The following is a 25727-nucleotide window of genomic DNA, read 5'->3' on the forward strand; positions in this document are numbered from 1 at the left end:
CCCGTATTCGGCCCGGGCGTCCGGATCGTGAAAGGCGGTTGTAGGCGGCACGCATTTCCCTAGGGTGTGGGCAGGAGCCGTACCGCCCGCCCGAAGGAGCCGCACATGACAGCCCCAGCGACAGTCCCCGTGGCAGCCGCTTCCGCTTCCGCTTCAGCCTCCGTGCCCGCGCTCGCCGCGCGGGCACGGGCGGTCGGCGGGTCGGCCGTACGGGACATCCTGGCCGTCATCGCCCGGCCCGAGGTGATCAACTTCGCGGGCGGGCTGCCCGCACCCGAGTTGTTCGACGCGGAGGGCGTGGCCGCCGCGTTCCGGGACGTGTTCGCGGACACGCCCGCGCGCGCCCTCCAGTACGCCACGACCGAGGGCGAGCCGGCCCTGCGCGAGGCGCTCGCCCTGCGGCACACCGCACGCGGCCTGCCCACCGACGCCGCCGGTCTCCTCGTCACCACCGGTTCCCAGCAGGCGCTGTCGCTGCTCGCCACGGCGCTGATCGACCCCGGGGACGTCGTCCTCGTCGAGGCCCCCTGCTATCTCGCGGCACTTCAGGTGTTCGGGCTGGCGGGCGCGCGGGTGATCGCCGTCCCCGGGGACGAGGACGGGATCGATCCCGGGGTGCTGGCTGAACTGGTCGTCCGGCACCGGCCCAAGCTGCTCTACACCGTGCCCAACTTCCGCAATCCGACCGGGCAGACCATGACGGGCGAGCGCCGGGCAGCCGTGGCGGAGGTCGCCGCGCGGCTCGGGCTGTGGATCGTCGAGGACGATCCTTACGGCGAGCTGCGCTTCGAGGGCGAGCGCGTGCCGTGGCTCGCGTCCTGTCCGGGCGCGGAGGACCGTACGGTCCTGCTCGGCTCCTTCTCCAAGGTGATGGCGCCGGGGCTGCGGCTGGGCTGGCTGCGCGCACCGGCGGAGCTGCTGCGCGCGTGCGTCGTCGCCAAGCAGGCCGCCGACCTGCACACCCCGACCGTCAACCAGCTCGCCGCCGCCCGCTATCTGGCCGACCGTGACCTCGACGCCCATGTGCGGCGCGTGGCCCGGGTCTACGGGGAGCGGCGCGACGCCATGCTCGACGGCATCGGGGAGGCGCTCCCCGAGGGCTCGACCTGGACCCGGCCCGAGGGCGGGATGTTCCTCTGGGCGCGGCTTCCGGAGGCGTACGACACCGGTGCGCTGCTGCGTGGAGTGGTGGAGCGGGGTGTCGCGTACGTGCCGGGGGCGTCCTTCTACGCGGGCGCGGGGGAGCTGGACGGTGCGGGCCGTGATGGCCATGCGGGCCGGGCGACGATGCGGTTGTGCTTCGTCACCCAGACCCCGGACGAGATCGGGGAGGGGCTGCGGCGGTTGGGGGCGGGGCTGAGGTAGCGCTCCGCTCGGCGTCCGGTGTGGCGTGCGCGGGTGTGTCGTGGCTGGTCGCACCCGCGCGGCGGAGCCGTGTGTCGACGCGGCCCCGCGTCCCTTCGTGCGCGGGGCGTGGTCAGTCCCACCAGAAGGACCAGGTCTGTCTGGTGAGCAGTTCGTGTTCGGCGTACGCGCGCAGGGTGGTGTGGGCGCCCTGGGTGATGTTGTCCGGGCAGAACGCGAAGTGCTCGGCGGCTGTCGCCTCGGCCTCGGCGAGGGTGGCCGGCGGGGCCGCCACGGACAGCACCAGCTGGTTGAAGGTGAGCGCCAGGACCCGTACGCCGAAGCGGTCCTCCCAGGAGCGGAGCACCGCGCAGAGGCGGGCCGTGTCGCTCTCGTAGTTCGCGGGGCCCGACCAGCCGATGGCGGCGGGGATGTCGGCGGAACGCCGGGCGGGGACGAGGGCCAGGCGCGGTTCCTTGAAGGAGGAGCCGGGGGAGAGGAACGAGTCGGCCAGTTGGGCCGCCAGGGTGTCTGCGTCGGCCTGCTCGGTGTCGGCGTTCGCGTTGATGCTGGCGGGGGACAGGCCCGGCCAGGCCTCGTCCTGTGCCGCGTACTCCTCCCAGAACCCGGCGAGGACCTCCTCGGGGTCGTGGTCCCCGGGGTAGGAGGTGTCGGCGGGCGTCAACTCCCACTCCTCCGGGCCGCCTTGGCCGCCGCCCACCTCTATGACCACCGGGAGGAGCCCGGCGGCCCGGCACGCGTCGTGGTGCGCGGTCCAGTCGCCGGGGGCGGAGGGCGCGTCGGCGTGCCAGAGGAGGGGTTCGTGCCACGGGCCCTCGTCCGTCGCGTCGATCAGCCTCCCGGCGGGGAGAGCGAGGCCGAGTGCGCTGCCGGTCGGGTCGGCCGCGAGGTGGGGCAGCGGGTTGGGAAGTGTCGCCATGCCGGTGACTGTAGGGCCTGCCACTGACAACAGGCCCTGGGCGGCCTGGTGGTGGGCGGGGAGAGGCAGGGCGGGCAACGGTTCGAGATCGGTCCGGTGTCGGCGCGGCCTCGAACGTGCGTCGGACTGGAGTAGAACTGGCAATGGATCGACCATGGGTGGGTTGTCCGGAGGGCTCGGTGCCGTGCATGCCCGACTGTTGTGCCCCCACAGTCGATGATCTTGTGCCGATCTGTCCTGAAATTGACGATCGGGATCCGCTTCAGCTCTGTGTAGCGAGCAGCTTTCTGCCCGTGAACTGCAACGTTTAACCCTATTGACGAGTTCCCGTCAGTTTCCGTAACTTCTCCCCTTGGCCTGATCCGCTCGGCGGGCCCACATCGTTCCCTGGGGGGATCCAATGAACTACTTCCTCGACGTGCTCAAGAAGTACGCCGTGTTCAGCGGGCGTGCGCGCCGCAAGGAATACTGGATGTTCACGCTGTTCGCCGTCATCATCAGCATCGTGCTGTCGATCATCGATGGCGTCATCGGCGTGCAGATCCTCAGCATCGTGTTCAGCCTGGCGATCTTGCTGCCCAGCCTGGGTGTTGCCGTGCGGCGACTGCACGACACGGGCCGCTCGGGCTGGTGGCTCCTGTTCGGGCTCATCCCGATCGTCGGCACGATCACGCTGCTTGTCTTCATGTGCCTCGACGGTGAGCAGGGCGAGAACAAGTACGGCTACAACCCGAAGTTCGCCCCCACGCACATCTGACGTCGGCACCGAGGGCATTGTCCCCGTGCCCTGTGCTCCGGCCGCCCGGCTCCTTCCGGGCGGCCTTCGCGTTCTCCGGGCTCACGACGGGAGACCCCCGGCGCGGGATCACCCCGTGATCAGCCCTTGATCAGGCCTGGCGCAGGCACAGGGTGCCCCAGTGGAAGCCGGCGCCGATGGCGCACATGACGTAGGTGTCTCCGGGGTGGAGCCGGCCGGCGGTGGCGGTGTCGTGGAGTGCGGTGAACAGGCCGGCGGCGCCGGTGTTGCCGAGCCGGTCGAGGGTGATGGGGGCCCGGTCGGCCGGGATGTCCAGGCGGCGGAGGGTCTCCTGGAGGATGTTGATGTTGGCCTGGTGGAAGAAGTAGTGGTCGACCTCGGTGGGGGTCAGGCCCGCGTGACGGGTGGCGCTGGTGATGCTCTCGGGGAGACGGGTGGTCGCGGTCTCCCACACTGCGGGGCCGTCCATGGAGACGTAGTGGGCTCCGGCGGTGACCGTGTCCGCGGTGGTGGGGAGGCGGGAGCCGCCCCCGGGGATCTGGACGGCGTAGGACAGCTTCGAGCCGATGTCGTACGAGAGCAGTCCGGCTCCCGCGGTCTCGGCGCGGGTAAGCACCACGGCGGCTGCGGCGTCGCCGAAGAAGACGCCTCCGGTGCGGTCGGTGGGGCGGATCACCCGGGAGGCGCAGTCGGCGCCGATGACGAGCACGGTACTGATGGAGGGGTTCTGCAGGAGGTGGGCCGCCAGTAGCACGGCGTGCACCCCGGAGGCGCAGGCGGCCTGGGCGACATCCAGGGCCAGGGCCCTGGTGGCGCCGAGGGCGCTTTTGACGATGGCCGAGGTGGAGGGCAGGGGCTGGTCGGCGGTGTAACTCGCCACGATGACCGCGTCCAGGTCCGATGGTGTGAGCCGGGCCGCTTCGAGGGCGGGGCGGGCCGCTTCCAGGCACATGTCGGAGGTGGCCAGTTCGGGTGCCAGCCGCCGGCGTTCGCGGATCCCGGTGCGGGCCGTGATCCATTCGTCGCTCGTCCGGAGGTTCCGGGTGAGGTCCTTGTTGGTCACGATCGTCGGGGGCAGGTGCAGGCCGGTGCCGGCGACCGCGAAGGGGACGGGCAGTCCGGCGCCGGTGTGGGTGTCTGTGGTCAGCTCGCAGGCCAGGGTCATGCCAGGGTGCTCCGGTCGGCAGAGGTGAGGATTTCCAGGTCGGTGTAGAACCGGCCCGAAGGGCGGGGCAGGCCCAGCAGGATGCGGCGGGCGGCTTCCGCGGTCAGCGCACCGCCGAGCGCGACGCCCGAGGCGAGCTGGGGCCAGCTGCTGAGGGTGCTGCCGATCTGCGGGACGGCGGCGGCCAGTTCCGGGCTGATGCGCTCCCGGTCGACCATGGTGAGGATGACGTCGACCGTCTCCTCGAAGGTGAGGCCGGTCAGGTCGCCGGAGACGGTGTCGCCGAGCAGTCCGTGCAGCAGGGGCCGGTCGGGTTCGAGGTCGAAGCGTTCGACGTCCAGCAGCCCCCGGTCGTTCGCGTCCATCACGACCGGGATGCGCAGGGCACGGGCGCGTTCGCGGGCGGCGACCTTCACGTACGGGGTGTCGCACTCCTCGACGAGGAGGTCGATGGGGCCCGCGCCGCCGGTGAAGAACTCGTCCATCGTGTCGTCGGTCAGACCGCCGGGGTGGATCTCGATGTCCAGCCAGGGATCGATCTCCAGCATCTGACGGGCCGCGATCACGCACTTGTTCAGGCCCAGGTGGTGCACGCCCGCGCGCAGCCGGTTCAGGTTGGAGACGCTGAGGGTGTCGAAGTCGGCGAGCTTGAACGCGCCTCCGATGCCCTCCATGGCGAAGGTCAGGGCCGCGCTGCCGCCGACCGACAGGCCGATGATTCCCACGCGCCGCCCCAGCAGCCGACGCTGTTCGGGGCGTTCGATCCGGCCCCGGTTGCGGTCGGTGCGCACCAGCCGGAACTCCTCGCGGGGCAGCAGGTGGACCAGGCGCCCCGACCACGGGTACCAGACCCAGGTCCCGTACTCGCGCGGCGCGATCCCGCCCAGCTGTTCCGCCACCGCCCGCTCGACGGCTTCCGGCGAGGCGCGCAGGACGGGCTCACGGCTGGTGACCAGTTCCCTCAGCTGGTCCTCGATGGTGTCCATGACCTCGCGGACCCCGCCGGAGCCGAGCAGCGTCTCGAAGCCCCGCCGGTCCTCGTCGTGCCCCAGGTCGTACAGCACCGGCTGCCAGCGGTCGCGGTCGTCCGTCGCGTCGCCCACGTGGTGTGCGCCGGTTTCCGTGACCGGGGCGGCGCAGTGGCGTGACTCCTGCTGCCGGGGCCGACCCGCCGCACCGGCCGCGCCGAGTCCGGCCTGCCGTGCGGAGACCGTGACGGACGGGAAGACGTCCTCCAACTCCTCGACGAGGCCGCTGTACTCGCCGCCCGGGGCCGCGGCCCGGTACAGCATGATCATCACGTCCTCGGTGTACTGCTCGACGTACCGGCGCGTTCCCGGCACCGGGCGGAACCCGAACCGCTCGTGGAAGCGGTCCTGCCCGTCCGCCGTGCCCGATGTCCCGATCATGGCCTTGGCGCCGAGTGACCGTGCGGCGGCGATGGCGAAGGCGTTCAGATGCACTCCCAGGCCCAGCTTGCGCGCCTGGTGCTCGACCACCAGCCGGCTGTGCTCGAACGTTTCCGCAACGCCGAGACCGTGCTCCCGCAGCACCTCCTCGTAGCGTTCCGCCCCCAGATACGACCGGGACTGGAACAACTCGCCCGTCTCCGGCGTCGAGAGCCGCACGTATCCCAGCGGGTGGCCGTCCGCCTCCCGGCTCCCGACGAAATGCCAGGCGCCGAAGTCCAGTTCCTGCTCATCGGCGTATCCGCCGTCCGTCGTGCGGAAATCAGGCCTCCGGCCACGGTCGAACAGAATCCTCGCCCGCAGCTCCCGGATCCGGCCGACCACCCCGGCCGCCTCCGGATCCCCGGGCGCGACGCGGAACGCGGACACGCGCCACGGCACCCCACTTGTCGCACCAATGTCTCTCATCGACAACCAACTCTCTCGGCTGGCGCGCACTCACTTGCCGCGCTCCACAGCGCACGCCCGGCGCACACCCGAGATGACAACGACCGCCCCGCTGATCGGTTGTCGGCCAACTGGCCTACGTCCGTGAATCACTCCCGTGAGTCTGTTACGACGGTTGCCCCGACGTCGCCTTCGCCTTCGCCTTCGCCGGCGTCCGTCGCCGCCGCGGTCACGGTCACGATCGCGGGCACGGGCACGGGCACGGTGAACGGCGGAAGCCGGGTACCCCGTCGTCTGGGGTACCCGGCTTCCGTACGGCTGGTGCTGCCGCCGTCTGTCAGAGGCGCTCGGGCGTCCTGATGCCCAGGAGGGCCATGCCCTGGTGCAGGGTCTTCGCCGTGACCTCGCACAGGAACAGACGGTTCTCGGCGACGTCCTGCGGCGGGGCCGGCTTGATCACCGGGCACTTGTCGTAGAACGTCGTGTACAGCGACGCCAGTTGGTACAGGTACGCCGCCAGCTTGTGCGGGGCGTACTCCGACGCCGAGTCCGTGACCGTCTCCGCGAACGCGTCCACGTGCAGGGCCAACACCCGCTCCGCCTCGGCCAGTTCGAGCTCCGGGTGCGGCTGCGGGCGGACCTCGCCGGCCTTGCGCAGGATCGACTGGATACGGGCGTACGCGTACTGGAGGTACACGCTCGTGTCGCCGTTCAGCGAGACCATCTGGTCCAGGTCGAACTTGTAGTCCCGGTTCGCCGACGTCGACAGGTCCGCGTACTTCACCGCGCCGATGCCCACCTGGGCGCCCCGCTCGGCGACTTCGGCGTCGGAGAGCTGCCCCAGGGTGTCCTTCTCCCGTACGACCGTCGTCGCGCGGTCGACCGCCTCGTCCAGCAGGTCCACCAGGCGTACGGTCTCGCCGTCACGCGTCTTGAACGGCTTGCCGTCCTTGCCGAGGACCGTGCCGAACGCCAGCTGGTACGCCTTGACGTTCTCGTCGTTCAGCCAGCCCGCCCTGCGCGCCGTCTCGAAGACCATCTTGAAGTGCAGGGACTGCCGGGCGTCGACCACGTAGATGAGGTTGTTCGCCTTCAGGTTGAAGACACGGTCCCTGATCGCCGAGAGGTCCGTCGCCGCGTAGCCGTAGCCCCCGTCGGACTTGCGGACGATCAGCGGGACCGGGTTGCCCTCCGGGCCCTTGATGTCGTCGAAGAAGACGCACAGGGCGCCCTCCGAACGGACCGCCACGCCGGACTCCTCCAGGAGGCGGCACGTCTCGTCCAGCATGTCGTTGTAGCCCGACTCGCCGACGATGTCCGCGTCCCGGATCTCCATGTCCAGCTTCTCGAAGACCGAGAAGAAGTAGATCTTCGACTCGTCGACGAACTTCTGCCAGGTGGCGAGGGTCGCCGGGTCGCCGGCCTGGAGGTCGACCACCCGCAGGCGCGCCCGCGTCTTGAACTCCTCGTCGGAGTCGAAGAGTTTGCGGGCCGTCTTGTAGAGGCGGTCGAGGTTCGACATCGCCTCCTCGCCGCTCGCTTCGGAGTCCGCCGTGTTCGTCTTGTGGTCCAGCTCGTTGGGGTGCTCGTCCAGATACTGGATGAGCATGCCGAACTGGGTTCCCCAGTCGCCGATGTGGTGCCTGCGGATCACGTTCTCGCCCGTGAACTCCAGGAGTTGGACCACCGCGTCGCCGATCACCGCGGAGCGGAGGTGGCCTACGTGCATCTCCTTCGCCACGTTCGGCTGGGCGTAGTCGATGACCGTCGTGCCCGGGTGCGCGGCGAGGGGTACGCCGAGCCGGGCGTCGGGGTCGGCGGCCCTGGCCGCGAGGTTCTCGACGATCGCCTTGTCGGTGAGCGTGATGTTCAGGAAGCCGGGGCCGGAGACCTCGATGTCCTTGATCAGGTCGCCGGACACGACGTTCGCCACGACCTGGGTCGCCAGGTCGCGGGGGTTGGCCTTGGCCTTCTTGGCGAGCGCCAGGATGCCGTTGGCCTGGTAGTCGGCCCGGTCGCTACGTCGCAGCAACGGGTCCGCGTCGGTCGCCTCCGGCAGGGTGGCCGAGAGGGCGGACGCGAGGTGTGCGTTGACGTTGGCGGTGAGGGACGTGACCGAGGCCATGGAATGGGTGCCGTTCCACTCGTAGGGGTACAGAAAACGACACCAGTCTCCCACGGGGGCGGGCGGGCGGTCGCACGGATTCCCGCCCGCCCCTATGGGCCGGCACGTCGGTGCGTCAGCCCGTGGGCGCCAGGGCCACGGCCGCGAGCGCGGGAGCGGACTCGGTGCCGTCCGCGTACACGGCCGTCACGCGGTAGTAGGCGGCGGTGCCCGCCGGGGCGTCCTCGTCGCGGTAGTGACGGTAGGAGTCCGTGTACGGGTTCTCCAGTGCTCCCTCCGCGATCCGCTCGTACGAGCCCGTGGAGCGGTCCCAGCGGTAGACGCGGTAGCCGGTGGCGCTGTCGACCGTGTCCCAGTTCAATACGGCGGCACCGGCGTTCTCCACGGCGTCCAGGCGGGTCACCGGGGAGCCCGGCGCGGTCGCCTCGGACGGCCGGGTGTCCTGCTCGGTCGTGTAGACGGTGACGCCGTCGGTGTAGTTGTTCGAGCCGTCCACCGCCCGCAACTCGAAGCAGCGCTCCTCGCCGTCCGGCAGACCCTCGGTGTCCTGGAAGGACGTGGCGCCCGCCGCCAGCGTGTGCGAACTGCCGGACCCGCAGGTGCGCACCCCGTCGACCGTCTTCGGGGTGCCCGCGCGCAACCAGTAGGCACGCATGTCGGCGGCGGTGGAGGTGTCCCACCGCAGGGCCGTGCCCCACGGCTCGGAGGTGGCGGCGAACCCGGTCGGCAGCGGCGGCGCGACGGTGTCCTCGTAGCGCACGGCCTTGTAGGTGCTGGAGGTCACGCCGTTCGCGGCCACCGCGAACGCGGTGACATAGCCGTCCGACGAGCCGCCGAAGTCGGTGAGCAGGCAGCGGTACTCGACCCACGCGGCATCGCGGTAGACCTCCTCGGGCGCGCAGGCGCGCAAGGTCGTACGGACCGTGGAGGCGCTGCTGCCGGAGTAGACCCGGAAGCCCCCACTGTGGTCGTTGTCGGCGGCGACCCGGATACGCAGCTCGGGTCGGCCGTTCGCGTCCGGACGCAGGTACACGGGCAGGGCGGGCGCCACCTGCCGCCGGGAAGTGATCTTCACGGCGCCGGAGCGGTTACCGGCCGCGTCGACCGCGTACACCGTGTAGGTGCGGGTGACGCCCGGCTTCGCCGTCATGTCGTCGTACGAGGCGCTCGTGGCGGTGCCGAGGAGAGCCGGCTGCGCGCTGCCGTCCGCGCCGTAGACCTGCCAGCGCACGGCGTCGTCCGTCGGCGCGGTCCAGCTCAGCGCCACCTTCTGAGTGTCCGCCGCGGCCGCGAGGCCGGCCACCGCGCCCGGCGGCGTCACATCCGGGGTGGTCACCGCGACCGGAGCGGTGCGTGCCGAGGTGTTCCCGGCGGTGTCGGTGGCCGATGCCGTGTAGTAGTACGTCTGCTTCTCGGCGGCCGTCTCGTCGTACAGGTACTGCTCACCCGGCGTCTGTCGCAGGTCCATGACGGCGACCTTGGTGAACGGGCCCGCCGCGGCTGTGGCGCGCCACAGGGTGAACAGGGGGCCGTCGACCGGGCGCACCTGGCCCAGCCAGACGTTGACCTGCGGGATCGGCGAGCTGCCGTCGGGCCCCTCGTGGCTGGACACCGACACCGAGATGTCGGAGGCGCGCACGTCCGGGACCGGCGGTGCCGTCTTGTCCGGAGTGGTGACGTAGGGGCCGCAGGCGGTGGCGCCGTAGTTCGTCCACTTGTCGACGGCCTGGATGCAGAATCGGTACTTCTGGCCGTCCTTCGCGGGCGTGTACGAGGCGGTCGTGCCGGTCGTCGTCCAGCGGGAGACGGTGCCGGTCGGGGTCTTCACCATGACCTCGTAGCGGGCGATGTCCAGTTCCCGGTTCTTCCGCCAGCCGGCCTTCGCCTTGCCGGTCGCCGCGTCGTAGGTGGTGGTGATGCCGGTCGGGGCCAGCGGCGGCTTGCTGTCGGACGAGGCGGTCCAGGTGAACTTCACCCGGGACAGGCCCGTCCAGTTCGCATGGTCGACGCGCACGGTGTGGCTGCCCGAGCCGATGCAGAACGTGCCCGGGACACTGTTGCCGGAGCTGTCACCGGTGTTCGTCCACTTGTTCACCTTCCGCACGCCGTCCACGTACAACCGCAGGCCGTCCGTGCCGGACAGGCGGTACTCGAAACAGCCGCCCGAACCGAAGTCCCGGGTGAGCGACCAGCGCACCCCGAAGTTGTTCGTGGCCATCCCGGAGAGCGGAGCGCCTGTCCAGGACTGGTCGATCGTGGTGTCGCAGTCCGTCTTCTTCGGCGTGCCGGAGAACGAGGTGTTCGTGTAGAACGTCCGCTTGAATGTGGTGTCGCCGCAGGTCACGGCAGCCTCCGCGGCAGGCGCCGCGAGGAGGACGCAGGTCGACGCCAGCGTCACCGCGAGTCCGGCCGCTCCCACGCGCAGCCCAGCCCGGATTTTTTCTGTGATCACGACAAGAGGACTGCCCCCGGGCCCTCGGGGTTGTACGGCGGGCCTAAACGTTTTCCGACTGGGACCGACACAGGTGACAATGGATCCGACGTATCTCCACGGCGTCCAGAGCGACGTACGAGAACAAACTGGAAAGAAGGACGTGCCCCGTGGCTCAGAGCACCGAGACCACCGACTGGGTCTCCCGTTTCGCGGATGAGGTCATCGAGGAGTCGGAGCGTCGAGCCCCCGGCAAACCCGTTGTTGTCGCGTCCGGGCTGTCTCCCTCCGGGCCCATTCACCTGGGGAATCTCCGGGAGGTCATGACCCCGCATCTCGTCGCCGACGAGATCCGGCGGCGGGGGTACCAGGTCCGGCATCTCATCTCCTGGGACGACTACGACCGCTACCGCAAGGTCCCCAACGGGGTCGACGGTGTGGACGCCTCCTGGGCCGAGCACATCGGACGGCCGCTGACCGCCGTACCGGCGCCCAAGGGGTCCCCCCACCCCAGCTGGGCCGAGCACTTCAGGGCCGCGATGGTCGACGCGCTCGCCGAGCTCGGGGTCGAGTTCGACGGGATCAGCCAGACCGAGCAGTACACCTCCGGTGTCTACCGCGAGCAGATCCTGCACGCCATGAAGCACCGGGCCGACATCGACGCGATCCTCGACCAGTACCGGACCAAGAAGGCCCCCGGCAACCCCGGGAAGAAGCCTCAGCAGTCCCAGAAGCCCGTCGACGAGGCCGAGGTCGAGGCCGCCGAGGGGTCCGGGGCGGCAGCGGAGGACGACGGGAGTTCCGGGTCCGCCGGGTACTTCCCGTACAAGCCCTTCTGCGGTGGGTGCGGCAAGGACCTCACCACGGTCACCTCCTACGACGACGACACCACCGAGCTGACCTACACCTGCACCGCCTGCGGGTTCTCCGAGACCGTCCTGCTCAGCGAGTTCAACCGCGGCAAGCTGGTCTGGAAGGTCGACTGGCCGATGCGCTGGGCCTACGAGGGCGTCGTCTTCGAGCCCTCCGGAGTCGACCACTCGTCCCCCGGGTCCTCGTTCCAGGTCGGCGGGCAGATCGTCGGCAGCATCTTCGGCGGCAAGCAGCCGATCGGACCCATGTACGCCTTCGTGGGCATCAGCGGCATGGCGAAGATGTCCAGCAGCAAGGGCGGCGTTCCCACACCCGGTGACGCGCTGAAGATCATGGAGCCGCAGATCCTGCGGTGGCTCTACGCCCGCCGTCGGCCCAACCAGTCCTTCAAGATCGCCTTCGACCAGGAGATCCAGCGGCTCTACGACGAGTGGGACAAGCTCGACGCCAAGGTCGCCGACGGCTCCGCGCTGCCGGCCGACGTCGCCGCGCACTCCCGCGCGGTGCGCACCGCCGGGGGCGAACTGCCGCGTACGGCAAGGGCGTTGCCGTACCGGACACTGGCCTCCGTCGCCGACATCACCGCCGGTGCCGAGGACCAGACGCTGCGGATCCTGAGCGAGCTCGACCCCGCCGACCCGCTGCTCTCCCTCGACGAGGTGCGGCCCCGGCTCGACAAGGCCGAGGCCTGGATCAACACGCAGGTGCCGGCCGATCAGCGGACCATCGTGCGTGACGAGCCCGACAGCGAGCTGATCAAGTCCCTCGACGAGCAGGGGCGCCAGTCGCTGCGGCTCCTGGTGGACGGGCTTGCCGACAACTGGTCCCTGGACGGGCTCAGCCATCTCGTCTACGGCGTTCCCAAGGTCCAGGCCGGCTTCTCCGCCGACGCCACGCCCAAGGAACTCCCGGCCGAGATCAAGGTCGCCCAGCGCACGTTCTTCGCGCTGCTCTACCAGCTGCTCGTCGGGCGGGACACCGGTCCGCGACTGCCCACACTGCTGCTCGCGGTGGGACAGGAGCGGGTGCGGGCCCTGCTGGGGGAGTAACACATACCCGCTGATACGGCTGATACGGCTGATACGAAGGACGGGGCGCCCGGAGTTCACCGGGCGCCCCGTCCTTCGTATCAGTCAGCCGGGAAGGCCGAGGGACTACGCGATGTGGTCTTCCTGGAGCTCCGCCGTGTGGCGGTTGGTGAAGCGGTTGACCATCCGCTCGGCCTCGCGCTGCGGGAGCTTCGTGCCGTACGTCGCCTCCACGTCACCCCGGAACTGGCCCGAGGTGGGGTAGCTGCCGTCTATCGACTTCTTGAAGACCAGGTAGTAGTCGTCCTCGGTCGGTTCAGTGCCGCCGCCCGCCCCCATCTCACGGGTGCGGCCGGGACCGGCCGGGATCGGGAAGGTACCGGTGTCCTCCGGGGAGGGCTCCGGCGCGGGCTCAGGTGTCGGCTCGGGAGCGAGGGCCGGCTGCTCGTCGTACTGCTGCTGCGGGAACATCCGCTGCTCGAACCGCTGCTGCTCGAAGCGCTGTTGCTCCTCGTACTGCTGCTGGGCCTCGTACTGCCGACGGGCCTCGTACTGTTGCCGGTTCTCGAACTGCTGCCGGGGGTCGTACTGCTCGGCCTGCTGCTGCTCCTCGTACCACTCGTCGTACGCGGTCTCGGGGTCGTAGGTCGGGTCGTAGCCGCCCTGGTACGCGATGGCCCGGGGGTCCCGCGCCTGGAGCCACGGATTCTGGGGCTCGGCGTCGGCCGGCCGCCCGGCGGGTTCGCCGCCCTCGGAAGCGGGGCGCTGCTCCTGGGCGGATGCCGTGTTCGCGCCGTCCTGTACGGCGGACACCGCCACCGGGGTACGGCTGCTCGCGCCCGCGTCGCCCGACTCCAGGGCGGGCTGCGGGGCCGGCGGCAGCAGTGCCGGTTCGATGCCCGCCGCGGCGAGGCCCGAGGGGGCGGTCTCCGCGAGGGGGACGCCGTAGCGGGCCAGGCGCAGGGGCATCAGGGACTCCACCGGGGCCTTGCGGCGCCAGGCCCGGCCGAAGCGGGCGTGCAGGCGGGCCTGGTAGACGAGACGTTCCTGCTCCAGCTTGATGACCTGGTCGTAGGAGCGCAGCTCCCACAGCTTCATCCGGCGCCAGAGAAGGAACGTGGGGAGGGGGGAGAGGAGCCAGCGGGTGAGGCGGACGCCTTCCATGTGCTTGTCGGCGGTGATGTCCGCCATCCGGCCGATGGCGTGCCGGGCCGCCTCCACCGAGACCACGAACAGCACCGGGATCACGGCGTGCATGCCCACGCCCAGCGGGTCCGGCCAGGCCGCGGCGCCGTTGAACGCGATCGTCGCCATGGTCAGCAGCCACGCCGTCTGGCGCAGCAGCGGGAACGGGATCCGGATCCAGGTGAGGAGGAGGTCCAGGGCGAGCAGGACGCAGATGCCCGCGTCGATGCCGATCGGGAAGACGTAGCTGAAGTTCCCGAAGCCCTTCTTGAGGGCCAGTTCGCGGACGGCGGCGTACGAACCCGCGAAGCCGATCCCGGCGATGACGACCGCACCGGCGACGACCACGCCGATGAGAACCCGGTGCATTCGTGTCAGTTGCAGTGGCGCGGCCACCCGTACTCCCCTCCCTGTGCGTGTTGTTGCGCGCAACAGGGTGGCACATGTGTGCGGCGTACGTGTTGCCGAGACAAGGTCAGCTCTTCTTCGACGCTGAGGGGGACGCGGACGAGGCGGGCGCCGTGGACGCCGACTTCGACGGGGACGCGCTCGGCTTCGCCGACGAACTCGCCGACGCGGTAGGGGAGTTGGTCGGGGCCGGAGTGCCCGCGTCACCCGCGCCACCCGTGTCGCCCTCGCCGTTCTCCGCCGACACCTTCGCGACGGCCTCCTTGACGGCCTTCACCGCGGCCTTCGTCAGACTGTCCGCACTCGGCGTCTTCTCGCCCGCGAGCCCGGCACCGTTGTAGTCGAGGGTCACGACGACGTTCTCGACCCGGACCACCACCGTCTGCTGCCGGAAGGACCCTTCCTTCTTCTTCAGGTCGTAGTGCACCGACGTCGCGTTGTCGCCCGCCCCGGCCACCGCCTCCGACTTGGTGTTCTTCGCACCCGCCGTCGACTCGGCGTCCTGCACCTGGCTCTTGTAGTACGCCTGCGCCAACTCCTCGCCGGAGCCGCGCGACGCGGTCGACTCGAAGCGCAGCAGCGACACGTTCAGCCAGCGGAACTGGGAGCCCTTCACACCGTTGTTGACGAGGCTCGTCCAGGAGCAACTGCCGCGCGTGGAGGTGTCGTTGGACGACCCCTCCTTGCCCGACTTCACACCCTTCGGGACCAGGTCCTTCAGCGTCTTCGTCGACAGCACCGCGCAGGGCTCCGGAAGCTTCTGGTACGCCGCCGCCTGCACGGTCGGCGACGCGCTCACGGTCTCGCCCGCGTCGGCCCCCGCCGTCTTCGACGCGTTGTCGGCGGAACCGGATGCCGACCCGGAGTCGGATCCCGAGTCGGAGGAGCAGCCGACGGCCGCGAGGAGGACGGGGACGGCGACGCCGGCGGCCAGGGTGCCGAGGGTGCGGTGCAGCCGCCTCGTCGTCACTCCGGTGGCTCGGCTGCTGTTCCGGCTGCGCTGGTCTCGCTGTGCGGGTCGGTGCATGGTTCCTTCACTCATCGCGCTGTGGTTCCTGCGGCTCTCGGTTCCTGCGGTCGGATCGGGTCCGAGGGGCCACGGTACGCGGTGAGGGGGGCGTGGGGTTCTGCTTCACGCCCATTGCGGACGGCCGGTACGAGGGGCCACGGACCGCGTCCTAGTCGAACGCGCCGGCGAGCTGCGAGGCCAGTTTCTGCGCCCTGTCCTGCATTTCCTTGCTGTCCGGCACGGTGCCGAGGGCCGTCGGCTGCTCGACGTACTCGATGGTCACGATCACGTTGGACGTGCGGAACGCCACAGTCACCGTGCGCTGCTGGGCCGTTGAACCGGCGGGGGTCAGCTCGTCGTCGAGGAACGCCTCGTCGCCGAGGCCGTCGAGGAGTCGGGGCTGGAGGGCGGCGGCGGACTCGGCGTCGCTGTCGCTGTCCGGGGAAGTGGACGCGGAGGCGGAGGCCGCGTCGGTCGGGGTGGCCGAGGAGGGGGAGGGGGAGCCGGATGCGGACGCGGACCCGGTGGGGGTGGTGGAGACGACGGGCTCCGGGAGGTCGGCGGCCACCACCTTGGTCGCGAAGAGGTCCGTCGCCTGGCTGTCGTCGCTCACGGAGTTGTCGTACGACACCACCCGCTCGAAGTCGACCAGGAGATGGTCGGTGGCGTCCGTGGACTCCACCTTCCAGCGGCAGCCGACCTTGCGGTCCGTGTTGTAGGTGAGGGTCGACTCGCCGTCGTAGGCCTGCTCGCGCTGGTCCTCGTCCGTGATCTGTCTGATGCCGGGCAGCAGCGAGTCGAGGGTGCTGTGCCCGACCGCGACGCAGGGCTCGGGGAGGGTGAGGTACCGGCCGGGCTGGGCCGCGGCGGTCGTGGTGCCGCTGTCGCCGGGCTTGGCGTCCTCGGCGGTGTCATCGCTGCCCGAGCCGCCGGTGCAGCCGGCCAGCAGCGCCGCGAGAAGGGCGGCGACGCCGGGTACGTAGGCCTTCCGCTGCACGGTCAGGTTCCTCTCGACGATCTTTGTGGGAGGTGCTTGGTCCAGTGTCCCCGCTGGTTATTCACTTGCCGCACGGGGGCGTCACCGGCAGACAATGTCTATCGCACGCACCACCGTGAACGCCGGTCCGGCATCCCTTTCGTTGACCTTGGCGCCGGTTTTGCGATTAAAGACTTCTGTTGGATTTTCGGGGGAATGAGGGCGACATGTCGTACGTGGAAGTGCCGGGCGCGAAGGTACCCATCCGTATGTGGGCCGACCCGGCGTCGGTCGAGGACGGCGCGATGCAGCAGCTGCGCAACGTGTCGACGCTGCCGTGGATCAAGGGTCTCGCCGTGATGCCGGACGTGCACTACGGCAAGGGTGCGACGGTCGGGTCGGTCATCGCGATGCACGGTGCGGTGTGCCCGGCGGCGGTGGGGGTCGACATCGGCTGCGGGATGTCCGCCGTCAGGACGTCGCTCACGGCGAACGACCTGCCGGGCGACCTGTCCCGGCTGCGGTCGAAGGTCGAGGAGGCGATTCCGGTGGGGCGGGGGATGCATGACAGTCCCGTCGATCCGGGGCGGCTGCACGGGTTCGCCACCGGGGGGTGGGACGACTTCTGGGGGCGGTTCGACGGGATAGCGGAAGCGGTCAAATTCCGTCAGGAACGTGCCACGAAGCAGATCGGAACGCTCGGAAGCGGAAATCACTTCGTCGAAATCTGCACTGACACGACCGGTTCCGTCTGGCTGATGCTGCACTCCGGTTCCCGCAACATCGGCAAGGAACTGGCCGACTTCCACATCGGCGTGGCCCAGACGCTGCCGCACAACCAGGGGCTGGTCGACCGCGACCTGGCCGTCTTCATCGCGGACACCCCGCAGATGGCGGCCTACCGCAACGACCTCTTCTGGGCGCAGGAGTACGCGAAGTACAACCGGTCGATCATGATGGCGCTCCTGAAGGACGTGATCCGCAAGGAGTTCCGGAAGGCGAAGCCGGTCTTCGAGGCGGAGATCAGCGCTCACCACAACTACGTGGCCGAGGAGCGGTACGACGGCATGGACCTCCTCGTCACCCGCAAGGGCGCGATCCGGGCGGGCTCCGGGGAGTACGGGATCATCCCGGGCTCCATGGGCACGGGTTCGTACATCGTGAAGGGTCTCGGGAACGAGAAGGCATTCAACTCGGCGTCCCACGGAGCGGGTCGGCGCATGAGCCGCAACGCGGCCAAGCGTCGCTTCTCGACGAAGGACCTGGAGGAGCAGACGCGGGGCGTGGAGTGCCGTAAGGACTCCGGTGTCGTGGACGAGATTCCCGCCGCGTACAAGCCGATCGAGCAGGTCATCGACCAGCAGCGGGACCTGGTGGAGGTCGTGGCGAAGCTGAAGCAGGTCGTCTGCGTGAAGGGCTGACCGTGAGGTCCGGGAGGTTTCCGGTCCGGACCTCACCGCGAACCGCGCCGACCGGCAGTCCCCGCAAGGGTGTTACTTCGCGTGCTTCACCGCGTAGATCATCACGAACGCCACGAGGTGGATGCCGAAGAGGAAGTACGCGAGGTAGTACCAGACGTAGCGTTCACGCTGCTTCTCCAGGGCCAGGAGCCGTTGTTCCTGGCCCTGGTCCTGTTCCTCTTCCGGGCCCTGTTCCCGGTCCTGTTCGTCGGCGTTCTTGTCCTCCGCGTCGTCCGTCATCACGCGTCCCTGTGGACCTTCGTGTTGGAGGCCTGGGCGCGGGGGCGCAGGACCAGGAGGTCGACGTTGACGTGGCTGGGGCGGGTCACCGTCCAGGTGATCGTCTCGGCCACGTCGTCGGCGGTGAGGGGCTCGGCCACGCCCTGGTAGACCTTGGCCGCCTTCTCCGTGTCGCCGGCGAAGCGGGTCAGGGCGAACTCGTCCGTCTTCACCATGCCGGGCGCGATCTCGATCACCCGGACCGGGGTGCCGACGATCTCCAGGCGCAGTGTCTCCGCGAGGACGTGGGCGCCGTGCTTGGCGGCGACGTAGCCACCGCCGCCCTCGTACGTGCCGTGGCCGGCGGTGGAGGAGACGACCACGATCGTGCCGTCGCCGCTCGCCGTCAGGGCGGGGAGGAGGGCCTGGGTGAGGTTGAGGGTGCCGATGACGTTCGTCTCGTACATCTGGCGCCAGTCGGCCGGGTCACCGGTGGCCACCGGGTCGGCGCCGAGTGCGCCGCCCGCGTTGTTGACCAGGACGCCGATCGTCTTGAAGGCGGTCGCGAACTCGTCGACCGCCGTGCGGTCGGTGACGTCGAGGGGGTACGCGGTGGCCTGGCCGCCCGTCGCGTTGATCTCCTCGGCCAGCGCCTCGACGCGGTCCTTGCGGCGGGCGGTCAGGACGACCCGGTAGCCGGCGGCGGCGAGTCGGCGGGCCGTCGCGGCGCCGATGCCACTGCTCGCGCCGGTGACCACGGCGATGCGGGAGGCGGCGGAGGGGGCGGCGGTGGCCATGGGACTGCTCCTCGGGGTGTTCGGCTCGCCGGGCCGGCTGAGCTGCTGCCCAGGATAGGCAGGCGGCGGGAGCGGGCGGCAGGGTGTCCGGGGAGTGGGCCGGTGCGGCGCTGCGGTGCCCGGGCTCTGGTGGGAAAATGAGGTGGGTGATCCGCGGAGTTGGAGGTGGATCATGGGAGAAGCACGTGACGTCATGGACAGGCTCACGGAGGCGCTCACCTCGAAGCCGGACCTCAAGGCCGTCGCCGAGCTCTACGCGCCCGACGCGGTCGCCGTCACCCCCGACGGCGGGGAGATCCACGGGCGCGACAACATCGTCGAGTACTGGCGGCAGATGACGGGCGCGATGCCCGAGGCGACGTACGAGCCCGTGCACGCGTACGAGATCGGTGACACCGCCGTCGACGAGGGCTACTTCAGCGGGCGCAACACCGGGCCGATCCCGCTGCCCTCCGGCGACCAGCTGCCGGCGACCCAGAAGGAGGTCCGTATCAGGGGCGTCGACGTCGCCACGGTCCGGGACGGTCACATCGTCGACTACCGGCTCTACTTCGACCAGATGGAGTTCCTGGGGCAGCTCGGGCTGCTGCCCGACGAACTCGTCTGAACCGGCCGCATCCGTCGGCCCGTTGTCAGTTGCCTCGCGGGGCGTACATGATCACGGCCATGCCCGCGAGGCAGATCAGCGCGCCCGTCACGTCCCAGCGGTCCGGGCGGTAGCCGTCCGCGGCCATGCCCCAGGCCAGTGAACCGGCGACGAAGACTCCGCCGTACGCGGCCAGGATGCGGCCGAACTCGGCGTCGGGCTGGAGCGTGGCGACGAACCCGTACGCGCCCAGGGCCAGCACGCCCGCGCCGATCCACACCCAGCCGCGGTGTTCCCGTACGCCCTGCCAGACCAGCCAGGCGCCGCCGATCTCGAGCAGGGCGGCGACCAGGAACAGGGCTACGGAGCGCAGGACCGGCATGCCCGCAGCTTCGCACGCCGGTTCACCGTCACCTGTTGGAGGGCGCCTGTGCCGCGCGTCAGGTGGGATACATCGCTTCGACGACGGTGACGGTCTTCCGGGCGAGGAGTGGGTGGCGTGGGTATGCGGTTCTGGGCGCGTGGGCTGGTGGCGGGTGCGGTCGCGGTGGCGGTCGGTGTGGTCGGGGGCGGGGGGTTCGCCGGTGCCGACAGTGGGGGGCCCGAGGCCGATCTGGCGTATCACGGGGCCGTGTCGCTGGACCGTGGGCGGATCGACCTGCGGGTGACCCCGCGCAATCACGGGCCGTCCGCCGTCGCCGACGCGACCGTGCGGCTGACCTGGTCGGCTCCGCTGGCCGCCCGGCAGCAGTTGCCGGACGGGTGCGCGCGGCTGGGGGAGCGGGTGGTGGTGTGCCGTACGGGGGCGCTGGCCGCCGATGGGGTGGGCGAGCAGATCGGGCTGCGGGTGCGGCTCCGGGGCATGCCTGCCGAGGTGACGCTGGAGATCGGTACGGTCTGGAGCGGCGGTGTCGTGGACCGCAACCGGGGCAACGACCGGCAGCGGGTGCTCGTGCTCGACACCGGGGACGCGTACTACTTCTGACGTCTACTCTCTCCGGCCGGCGCGCGGCGTCACCGTCACCTCCGGGATGGTGCCGCCGCAGCGCAGTACGGCTTCCAGGGTGCGGAGGAACTCGGAGACGTCGAGCAGGTCGCCGGTGAGGTAGCCGCGTTGCCGCCAGACGGGTACGACCTCGGCGGCGTACGTCATGTCCCAGCCGTTGTTGAACTCGGTGCGGGAGTCCCCGTCGCCGCCCCCGCAGTCCCTGACCACGAACCGGGTGAACCCGACGGCGGGGTGCTCGACGCGGTACGCCTCCACGAGCTTCTCCAGGGCCGCCTTGCTGACGTGGTAGCCGGCGAACCCGGGCCAGGCGGGGGTGATCGACGCGCCGACCGTGGAGAGGTAGACGGCGGTGCCGGCGGACGCCGTGAGGTGGGGGAGCGCGGCGTTCGTGATCAGGGCCGCGCCGATCACGTTGGTGTCCATCACATGGCGCCAGGTGTCGGCGGTCGTCTGCTCTATGGGGGCCAGGGGGCCGATGCCGGTGGTGTAGACGAGGGCGTCGATGCCGCCGAGCCCGTCGGCGGCCTCCTCGATCGCCGCCCGGCAGGAGGCCTCGTCGGTGACGTCGCAGGCGATGGCGAGGGCGTCGGGGCCCGCCTCCTTCGCCGCGTCGACCAGCCGGTCGTGTCTGCGGGCGAGCAGGGCGACGCGGTTGCCCCGGCTGCCGAGGTCGATTCCCGCACTCCGGCCCAGGCCGCTCGACGCCCCGACCACCACAGTTCTCAGCGCGCCCATGTGGAGAACCTCATTCTCTTGTGATGGGAATTATCCTCCACCGCTTTGTAGCACGGCATGGAATGCCCGTGGAATACCTCTGGAGGGGGCGCGGTTGTCGCACTCGGACGCTATAGTTGAAGAGTTAACAACCTGGAGGGTGAGCGACCATGCAGTTCGGGATCTTCAGCGTCGGCGACGTCACACCGGACCCGACCACGGGACGGACGCCGACCGAACGCGAGCGCATCAAGGCCATGGTCGCCATCGCGCTCAAGGCCGAGGAGGTCGGGCTCGACGTGTTCGCCACCGGCGAGCACCACAACCCGCCGTTCGTGCCGTCCTCCCCGACCACGATGCTCGGCTACATCGCCGCGCGGACCGAGAAGCTCGTCCTCTCCACCTCCACCACCCTCATCACCACCAACGACCCGGTGAAGATCGCGGAGGACTTCGCGATGCTCCAGCACCTGGCCGACGGGCGCGTGGACCTGATGATGGGGCGCGGCAACACCGGCCCGGTGTACCCCTGGTTCGGGCAGGACATCCGCGAGGGCATCAACCTCGCCGTCGAGAACTACGCCCTGCTGCGCCGGCTGTGGCGCGAGGACGTCGTGAACTGGGAGGGGAAGTTCCGGACGCCGTTGCAGGGGTTCACGTCGACCCCCCGGCCCCTGGACGACGTACCGCCGTTCGTCTGGCACGGTTCCATCCGCTCGCCCGAGATCGCCGAACAGGCCGCCTACTACGGTGACGGCTTCTTCCACAACAACATCTTCTGGCCGGCCGACCACACCAGGCGGATGATCGACCTGTACCGGGCCCGGTACGCCCACTACGGGCACGGCACCGCCGAGCAGGCCGTCGTGGGGCTGGGCGGCCAGGTGTTCATGCGGAAGAACTCGCAGGACGCGGTACGCGAGTTCCGGCCGTACTTCAACGAGGCGCCGGTGTACGGACACGGGCCCTCCCTGGAGGACTTCACCGACCAGACCCCGCTGACCGTCGGGTCCCCGCAGCAGGTCATCGAGAAGACGCTGGCCTTCCGGGAGTACGCCGGTGACTACCAGCGCCAGCTGTTCCTGGTCGACCACGCCGGGCTGCCGCTGAAGACGGTGCTGGAGCAGCTCGACATGCTCGGCGAGGAGGTCGTGCCGGTGCTGCGGGCGGAGTTCGCCAAGGGCCGGGCGGCGGACGTGCCGGACACGCCCACGCACGCTTCCCTGCTGGCCGCCGCGCAGAAGGACCAGCAGGAGCAGCAGGACCAGAAGGAAGAGGCCGCGGTATGAAGCTCGTCGTTGTCTCGGCGGGGCTGAGCGTTCCGTCGTCCACCCGGCTGCTGGCCGACCGGCTGGCCGCCGCGGTGGACCGGAAGGCGGACGCGGCCGTCGACATCCAGGTCGTGGAACTGCGCGAGCTGGCCGTGGAGATCGCCCACAACCTCACCAACGGCTTCCCGGGGCGGAAGCTGGCGGACGCGCTGGACGCGGTGACGCGGGCGGACGGGCTGATCGCCGTCACTCCGGTGTTCTCGGCCTCGTACAGCGGTCTGTTCAAGTCGTTCTTCGACGTGCTGGAGAAGGACGCGCTGGCGGGGAAGCCGGTGCTGGTCGCCGCGACCGGCGGCTCGGCCCGGCACTCGCTGGTGCTGGAGCACGCGTTGCGGCCGTTGTTCGCGTATCTGCGGGCCGTGGTGGTGCCGACGGCCGTGTACGCGGCCTCGGAGGACTGGGGCGCCGAGGGGCTCGCCGCGCGGGTGGAACGGGCGGCGGGGGAGCTGACCGCTCTGATGTCGGGGCTGTCGGCGCAGCGCCCCCGGGTGCCGAAGCCCTCGGCGGGCGGGTTTGAGGTGGTCCCGTTCGCACAGCAGCTGGACGCGCTCCGGGGTTGAGAAGCGGGTGGGAACGGGAGTGAGAACCGGACGGGCGGTGAGGGCGAGGGTGAGAGGCGAGTAAGAGCCCCCCTTGGCACACTGGGCGGGTGCCCCAAACCGTGCTGCTCGCCGAGGACGACCGTGCCATCCGCCATGCCCTGGAGCGGGCCCTGACCCTGGAGGGCTACCGGGTCACCGCGGTCGCCGACGGCGTCGAGGCGCTCGCCCAGGCGCATCGCACGCCGCCGGACGTGCTGGTCCTGGACGTGATGATGCCCGGCATCGACGGCCTCCAGGTGTGCCGGGTGCTGCGCGCCGAGGGGGACCGTACGCCGATCCTGATGCTCACCGCGCTCGTGGAGACCGCCGACCGGATCGCCGGCCTGGACGCGGGCGCCGATGACTACGTCGTCAAGCCGTTCGACGTCGAGGAGGTCTTCGCCCGCCTGCGGGCGCTGCTGCGGCGTACCGGGACGGGCACCGGCGAGCAGCGCCCTCCCAAGGGCCTCGCCCCCGTCGGCGTACGCGCGTCACACGTGGCGAAGGAACCCGTTCTTCCCGAGCGGCAGCTCACCGCGGCCGGGCTGCGGATGGATCTCCAGGCGCGGCGGGTGTGGCGCGGCACGCGGGAGCTGGAACTGACCCGGACCGAGTTCGAGCTGCTGGAACTCCTCGTGCGCAACGCCGGGATCGTCCTTGACCACTCCACGATCTACGACCGTATCTGGGGCTACGACTTCGGCCCGGGTTCCAAGAACCTCGCCGTGTACGTCGGTTATCTGCGCCGCAAGCTCGACGAGCCGGGCGCCTCGCAGCTGATCCACACGGTGCGAGGCGTGGGTTACGTCCTCCGGGAGGACTGAGTGACCGTGCGGAGGGCGGGGCTGGCCTCGCTGCGCACCACCTTCGCCGTGTCGTTCGCCGCGGTCGCCGCCGGGGTGACCGTGCTGGTCGGGTTCCTGTCCTACGACGCCGCCGCGCGGCTGGTCCGGGTGGACCAGCAGTCCGCCTTCGCGGAGGTCGTCCAGGACCTCCAGGACGAGGTGCGGAACAACACGATGACGCCGCAGGACTTCTCGTCGTCCGAGCCGGGGCACGACATCGTCCGGCCCAGCCGCACCGATGTGCAGGTGCTCGGGCCGGAGGGAGGCGTGGTCGACGGCGGTAGTCCGGCGCTGCCCGTCACCGCCGAGGACCGCCGCGTCGCCGCCTCCCCGGTCGCCGGGCTGGCCGTGCAGCACAAGGACGTCGCCGTCGGCCAGGACGTCTACCGCATCGCGACCGTCTCGCTGGGCGGCCGGCGCGGCCAGGGGCGGGGCGCGGTGCAGGTCGCGCAGGAGTTCAGCGACACGGAGGACCTGCTCCGGGAGCTCCAGCAGCGGACGATCCTGATGATGGCCGCGGTCGTCGTCGCGGCCGGGTTGTTCGGGTGGTGGCTGGCCCGGCGGATCACGCACCGGCTGCGCATCCTCGCGTCGGCAGCCGAGGACGTCGCCCGCACCCGCCGCCTCGGCATCCAGGTGCCGGTGACCGGGGCCGACGAGGTGGGCCGCCTCGGCCGGTCCTTCGACCGCATGCTGGGCCGCCTCGCCCAGTCGGAGGAGGACCAGCGCCGACTGGTCCAGGACGCGGGGCACGAGCTCCGCACCCCGCTCACCTCCCTCCGTACGAACATCTCGCTGCTGCGCCGCATCGACGAACTGCCGCCCGCGACCCGGGAGGACCTGGTCGCCGACCTTGCCCTCGAAGCGCGTGAACTCACCGATCTGGTCAACGAGTTGGTGGACCTGGCGGCCGGGCAGTCGGACACCGAGCCCAAGCAGCGGATCGACATCGCCGACATCGCGGACGAGGTCGCGGTGGTGGCCCGGCGGCGCACCGGGCGGGACGTCGTCGTACGGGCGGGCGGCGAGACGGCCGTCGACGCCCGCCCCGCCGCGCTCCAGCGGGCGATCTCCAACCTCGTCGAGAACGCCGCGAAGTTCGACCGGGGCGGCACGGCGCCGATCGAGATCGCCGTCACCGGTCCGGAACGGGCCCGGCAGAGCGGGCGCCAGGGCGCGATCCGGGTCGAGGTGCTCGACCGGGGGCCAGGGGTCGCCGAGGGCGATCTGCTGCGCCTGTTCGACCGCTTCTACCGTGCCGCCGACGCCCGTAGCCTCCCGGGTTCGGGCCTCGGGCTGTCGATCGTCCGGGAGGTCGCCATCGCCCACGGCGGGGCCCCCTTCGCGAACCGGCGGGACGGGGGCGGGGCGGTCATCGGGTTCACCGTGGGCGGGCAGGGGTGAGCCGGCCGACCCCGTAGCGGCGGCCGGCCGACTCACCCGCGATCTTCGGTGTCAGTTCTTGCCGAGGAGCTTGGTCATCTCGGTGATCTCGGCGTTCTGGGTGCGGATGACGTCGTCGGCCATGGAGGTCGCGGGGCCGTACTCGCCCTTGGCCTTCTCGGTGGTGGCCATCGTCACGGCGCCCTTGTGGTGCTCGATCATCATGGTCAGGAAGTTCTTGTCGAACTCCGTGCCGGTGGCACCGTGATCCATGCCGGGCATCGATTCCGTCCCTTCCATGGACTCCATGCCGGGCATCGACGCCGTCGACGTCGGGACTTCCTTGCCCCAGGTCCTCAGCCAGCCGGTCATGGCCTCGATCTCCGGTGCCTGGGCCTTCTCGATGCGCGCGGCGAGGGACTTGACCTCGGCCGACGACGCCTTGTCGGCTGCCTCTTCCGCCATCTCCAGGGCGCCCTTGTGGTGGGGGATCATGCCCTGCGCGAAGGTGACGTCCTGGGCGTTGTAGCCCTCGGCCTCGCTGCTGCTCCCCGCGCCTGCGGCGCTGCTGCTGTCGCTGTTGCCGTCGTCGCTGCCGCACGCGGTGAGCGTGAGGGCGAGCGCGGCGGTGGCGGCCATGACGACGAGGGTCTTGCGGGTTTTGCGCATGCTGGAACTCCTGCTGTGCGAAGGGGAACTGAGGTA

General features: G+C 70.5%; 23 protein-coding genes. 10 read left to right on the top strand and 13 right to left on the bottom strand.

Annotated elements, in window-relative coordinates:
* Positions 1-105: 105 nt before the first annotated feature.
* The gene (locus tag OG595_RS24730) at positions 106-1365 is read left to right on the top strand and encodes an aminotransferase-like domain-containing protein (protein WP_329275517.1); all 1260 of its coding nucleotides are present in this window, start codon (positions 106-108) and stop codon (positions 1363-1365) included.
* A 112-nt stretch (positions 1366-1477) separates the two neighbouring features.
* Here the strand turns inward: OG595_RS24730 and OG595_RS24735 are convergent, their stop codons facing one another.
* Positions 1478-2284, bottom strand: coding sequence for a DUF4253 domain-containing protein (locus OG595_RS24735; RefSeq protein WP_329275519.1), 807 nt, complete (start codon positions 2282-2284; stop codon positions 1478-1480).
* Between the two features lie 400 nt (positions 2285-2684).
* On the opposite strand from OG595_RS24735, the gene OG595_RS24740 reads away from it, so the two are divergent.
* Positions 2685-3041, top strand: a complete 357-nt coding sequence (locus OG595_RS24740) for a DUF805 domain-containing protein (RefSeq protein WP_329275522.1) — start codon at positions 2685-2687, stop codon at positions 3039-3041.
* 130 nt (positions 3042-3171) lie between these two features.
* On the opposite strand, the gene OG595_RS24745 is transcribed toward OG595_RS24740, so the two are convergent.
* The 4 genes from OG595_RS24745 to OG595_RS24760 all read right to left on the bottom strand — a co-directional run bounded on the left by OG595_RS24745 (position 3172) and on the right by OG595_RS24760 (position 10639).
* Positions 3172-4206 carry a 3-oxoacyl-ACP synthase III family protein gene (locus tag OG595_RS24745; RefSeq protein WP_329275524.1) on the bottom strand — a complete coding sequence of 345 codons (1035 nt, stop codon included), beginning with the start codon at positions 4204-4206 and terminating at the stop codon, positions 3172-3174.
* Positions 4203-6044 (bottom strand): GNAT family N-acetyltransferase, encoded by a 1842-nt coding sequence (locus tag OG595_RS24750; RefSeq protein WP_329275526.1) that lies wholly within the window; start codon positions 6042-6044, stop codon positions 4203-4205. The genes OG595_RS24745 and OG595_RS24750 overlap by 4 nt, the downstream gene beginning before the upstream one ends.
* A 355-nt stretch (positions 6045-6399) precedes the next feature.
* Positions 6400-8187: an arginine--tRNA ligase gene (gene argS, locus OG595_RS24755; RefSeq protein WP_329275528.1), complete on the bottom strand. Its 1788-nt coding sequence runs from the start codon at positions 8185-8187 to the stop codon at positions 6400-6402.
* A 115-nt stretch (positions 8188-8302) separates the two neighbouring features.
* A complete protein-coding gene (locus tag OG595_RS24760) occupies positions 8303-10639 on the bottom strand; it encodes a PA14 domain-containing protein (protein ID WP_329275530.1) in 2337 nt (778 codons plus the stop codon).
* Between the two features lie 149 nt (positions 10640-10788).
* Here OG595_RS24760 and lysS point away from each other — a divergent pair, with 149 nt between their 5' ends.
* On the top strand, positions 10789-12540 hold the full coding sequence (gene lysS, locus OG595_RS24765) for a lysine--tRNA ligase (protein ID WP_329275532.1): 1752 nt from the start codon (positions 10789-10791) through the stop codon (positions 12538-12540).
* A gap of 105 nt (positions 12541-12645) precedes the next feature.
* Here lysS and OG595_RS24770 read toward each other — a convergent pair whose 3' ends face one another.
* The 3 genes from OG595_RS24770 to OG595_RS24780 all read right to left on the bottom strand — a co-directional run bounded on the left by OG595_RS24770 (position 12646) and on the right by OG595_RS24780 (position 16118).
* Positions 12646-14073: a DUF2637 domain-containing protein gene (locus OG595_RS24770; protein ID WP_329275534.1), complete on the bottom strand. Its 1428-nt coding sequence runs from the start codon at positions 14071-14073 to the stop codon at positions 12646-12648.
* A 106-nt stretch (positions 14074-14179) separates the two neighbouring features.
* A complete protein-coding gene (locus OG595_RS24775; protein WP_329275537.1) occupies positions 14180-15154 on the bottom strand; it encodes a DUF3558 domain-containing protein in 975 nt (324 codons plus the stop codon).
* Between the two features lie 136 nt (positions 15155-15290).
* Positions 15291-16118, bottom strand: coding sequence for a DUF3558 domain-containing protein (locus OG595_RS24780; protein ID WP_329275539.1), 828 nt, complete (start codon positions 16116-16118; stop codon positions 15291-15293).
* A gap of 206 nt (positions 16119-16324) precedes the next feature.
* Between OG595_RS24780 and OG595_RS24785 the strand changes: the two genes are divergently transcribed.
* Positions 16325-17518, top strand: a complete 1194-nt coding sequence (locus OG595_RS24785; protein WP_329275541.1) for an RtcB family protein — start codon at positions 16325-16327, stop codon at positions 17516-17518.
* Positions 17519-17590: 72 nt separating this feature from the next.
* Here OG595_RS24785 and OG595_RS24790 read toward each other — a convergent pair whose 3' ends face one another.
* Together OG595_RS24790 and OG595_RS24795 are read right to left on the bottom strand one after the other, a co-directional pair.
* Entirely contained in the window at positions 17591-17797 is a 207-nt protein-coding gene (locus OG595_RS24790; protein ID WP_329275543.1) for a hypothetical protein, read from the bottom strand.
* The gene (locus tag OG595_RS24795) at positions 17797-18573 is read right to left on the bottom strand and encodes an SDR family NAD(P)-dependent oxidoreductase (protein WP_329275545.1); all 777 of its coding nucleotides are present in this window, start codon (positions 18571-18573) and stop codon (positions 17797-17799) included. Before OG595_RS24795 ends, OG595_RS24790 begins: the two co-directional genes overlap by 1 nt.
* Positions 18574-18745: 172 nt before the next feature.
* Between OG595_RS24795 and OG595_RS24800 the strand changes: the two genes are divergently transcribed.
* Entirely contained in the window at positions 18746-19180 is a 435-nt protein-coding gene (locus OG595_RS24800) for an ester cyclase (protein ID WP_329275547.1), read from the top strand.
* Positions 19181-19205: 25 nt separating this feature from the next.
* On the opposite strand, the gene OG595_RS24805 is transcribed toward OG595_RS24800, so the two are convergent.
* Positions 19206-19541: a YnfA family protein gene (locus OG595_RS24805; RefSeq protein WP_329275549.1), complete on the bottom strand. Its 336-nt coding sequence runs from the start codon at positions 19539-19541 to the stop codon at positions 19206-19208.
* A gap of 123 nt (positions 19542-19664) precedes the next feature.
* Between OG595_RS24805 and OG595_RS24810 the strand changes: the two genes are divergently transcribed.
* Positions 19665-20144 (top strand): hypothetical protein, encoded by a 480-nt coding sequence (locus tag OG595_RS24810; protein ID WP_329283161.1) that lies wholly within the window; start codon positions 19665-19667, stop codon positions 20142-20144.
* Between the two features lie 3 nt (positions 20145-20147).
* On the opposite strand, the gene OG595_RS24815 is transcribed toward OG595_RS24810, so the two are convergent.
* Positions 20148-20903 (bottom strand): SDR family oxidoreductase, encoded by a 756-nt coding sequence (locus OG595_RS24815; RefSeq protein WP_329275552.1) that lies wholly within the window; start codon positions 20901-20903, stop codon positions 20148-20150.
* 149 nt (positions 20904-21052) lie between these two features.
* Here OG595_RS24815 and OG595_RS24820 point away from each other — a divergent pair, with 149 nt between their 5' ends.
* The 4 genes from OG595_RS24820 (at position 21053) to OG595_RS24835 (ending at position 25043) form a co-directional block, all read left to right on the top strand.
* Positions 21053-22171, top strand: a complete 1119-nt coding sequence (locus OG595_RS24820) for an LLM class flavin-dependent oxidoreductase (RefSeq protein WP_329275555.1) — start codon at positions 21053-21055, stop codon at positions 22169-22171.
* Entirely contained in the window at positions 22168-22773 is a 606-nt protein-coding gene (locus OG595_RS24825) for an FMN reductase (protein WP_329275557.1), read from the top strand. The genes OG595_RS24820 and OG595_RS24825 overlap by 4 nt, the downstream gene beginning before the upstream one ends.
* A gap of 89 nt (positions 22774-22862) precedes the next feature.
* Positions 22863-23618: a response regulator transcription factor gene (locus tag OG595_RS24830; protein WP_329275560.1), complete on the top strand. Its 756-nt coding sequence runs from the start codon at positions 22863-22865 to the stop codon at positions 23616-23618.
* Complete coding sequence (locus OG595_RS24835; protein WP_329275563.1) at positions 23619-25043, top strand: HAMP domain-containing sensor histidine kinase; 1425 nt, start codon at positions 23619-23621, stop codon at positions 25041-25043.
* A gap of 51 nt (positions 25044-25094) precedes the next feature.
* On the opposite strand, the gene OG595_RS24840 is transcribed toward OG595_RS24835, so the two are convergent.
* Positions 25095-25691 carry a DUF305 domain-containing protein gene (locus OG595_RS24840; protein ID WP_329275565.1) on the bottom strand — a complete coding sequence of 199 codons (597 nt, stop codon included), beginning with the start codon at positions 25689-25691 and terminating at the stop codon, positions 25095-25097.
* Between the last annotated feature and the right edge of the window lie 36 nt (positions 25692-25727).

The organism is Streptomyces sp. NBC_01451 (assembly GCF_036227485.1).
Lineage (GTDB): Bacteria > Actinomycetota > Actinomycetes > Streptomycetales > Streptomycetaceae > Streptomyces.

Excerpts from the sequence above, each read along its gene's own strand:
- OG595_RS24730 (WP_329275517.1), top strand. The coding sequence starts at position 106 with ATGACAGCCCCAGCGACAGTCCCCGTGGCAGCCGCTTCCGCTTCCGCT.
- OG595_RS24735 (WP_329275519.1), bottom strand. The coding sequence starts at position 2,284 with ATGGCGACACTTCCCAACCCGCTGCCCCACCTCGCGGCCGACCCGACC.
- OG595_RS24740 (WP_329275522.1), top strand. The coding sequence starts at position 2,685 with ATGAACTACTTCCTCGACGTGCTCAAGAAGTACGCCGTGTTCAGCGGG.
- OG595_RS24745 (WP_329275524.1), bottom strand. The coding sequence starts at position 4,206 with ATGACCCTGGCCTGCGAGCTGACCACAGACACCCACACCGGCGCCGGA.
- argS (WP_329275528.1), bottom strand. The coding sequence starts at position 8,187 with ATGGCCTCGGTCACGTCCCTCACCGCCAACGTCAACGCACACCTCGCG.
- OG595_RS24770 (WP_329275534.1), bottom strand. The coding sequence starts at position 14,073 with ATGCACCGGGTTCTCATCGGCGTGGTCGTCGCCGGTGCGGTCGTCATC.
- OG595_RS24775 (WP_329275537.1), bottom strand. The coding sequence starts at position 15,154 with ATGAGTGAAGGAACCATGCACCGACCCGCACAGCGAGACCAGCGCAGC.
- OG595_RS24785 (WP_329275541.1), top strand. The coding sequence starts at position 16,325 with ATGTCGTACGTGGAAGTGCCGGGCGCGAAGGTACCCATCCGTATGTGG.
- OG595_RS24790 (WP_329275543.1), bottom strand. The coding sequence starts at position 17,797 with ATGACGGACGACGCGGAGGACAAGAACGCCGACGAACAGGACCGGGAA.
- OG595_RS24795 (WP_329275545.1), bottom strand. The coding sequence starts at position 18,573 with ATGGCCACCGCCGCCCCCTCCGCCGCCTCCCGCATCGCCGTGGTCACC.
- OG595_RS24800 (WP_329275547.1), top strand. The coding sequence starts at position 18,746 with ATGGGAGAAGCACGTGACGTCATGGACAGGCTCACGGAGGCGCTCACC.
- OG595_RS24805 (WP_329275549.1), bottom strand. The coding sequence starts at position 19,541 with ATGCCGGTCCTGCGCTCCGTAGCCCTGTTCCTGGTCGCCGCCCTGCTC.
- OG595_RS24810 (WP_329283161.1), top strand. The coding sequence starts at position 19,665 with ATGCGGTTCTGGGCGCGTGGGCTGGTGGCGGGTGCGGTCGCGGTGGCG.
- OG595_RS24815 (WP_329275552.1), bottom strand. The coding sequence starts at position 20,903 with ATGGGCGCGCTGAGAACTGTGGTGGTCGGGGCGTCGAGCGGCCTGGGC.
- OG595_RS24820 (WP_329275555.1), top strand. The coding sequence starts at position 21,053 with ATGCAGTTCGGGATCTTCAGCGTCGGCGACGTCACACCGGACCCGACC.
- OG595_RS24825 (WP_329275557.1), top strand. The coding sequence starts at position 22,168 with ATGAAGCTCGTCGTTGTCTCGGCGGGGCTGAGCGTTCCGTCGTCCACC.
- OG595_RS24840 (WP_329275565.1), bottom strand. The coding sequence starts at position 25,691 with ATGCGCAAAACCCGCAAGACCCTCGTCGTCATGGCCGCCACCGCCGCG.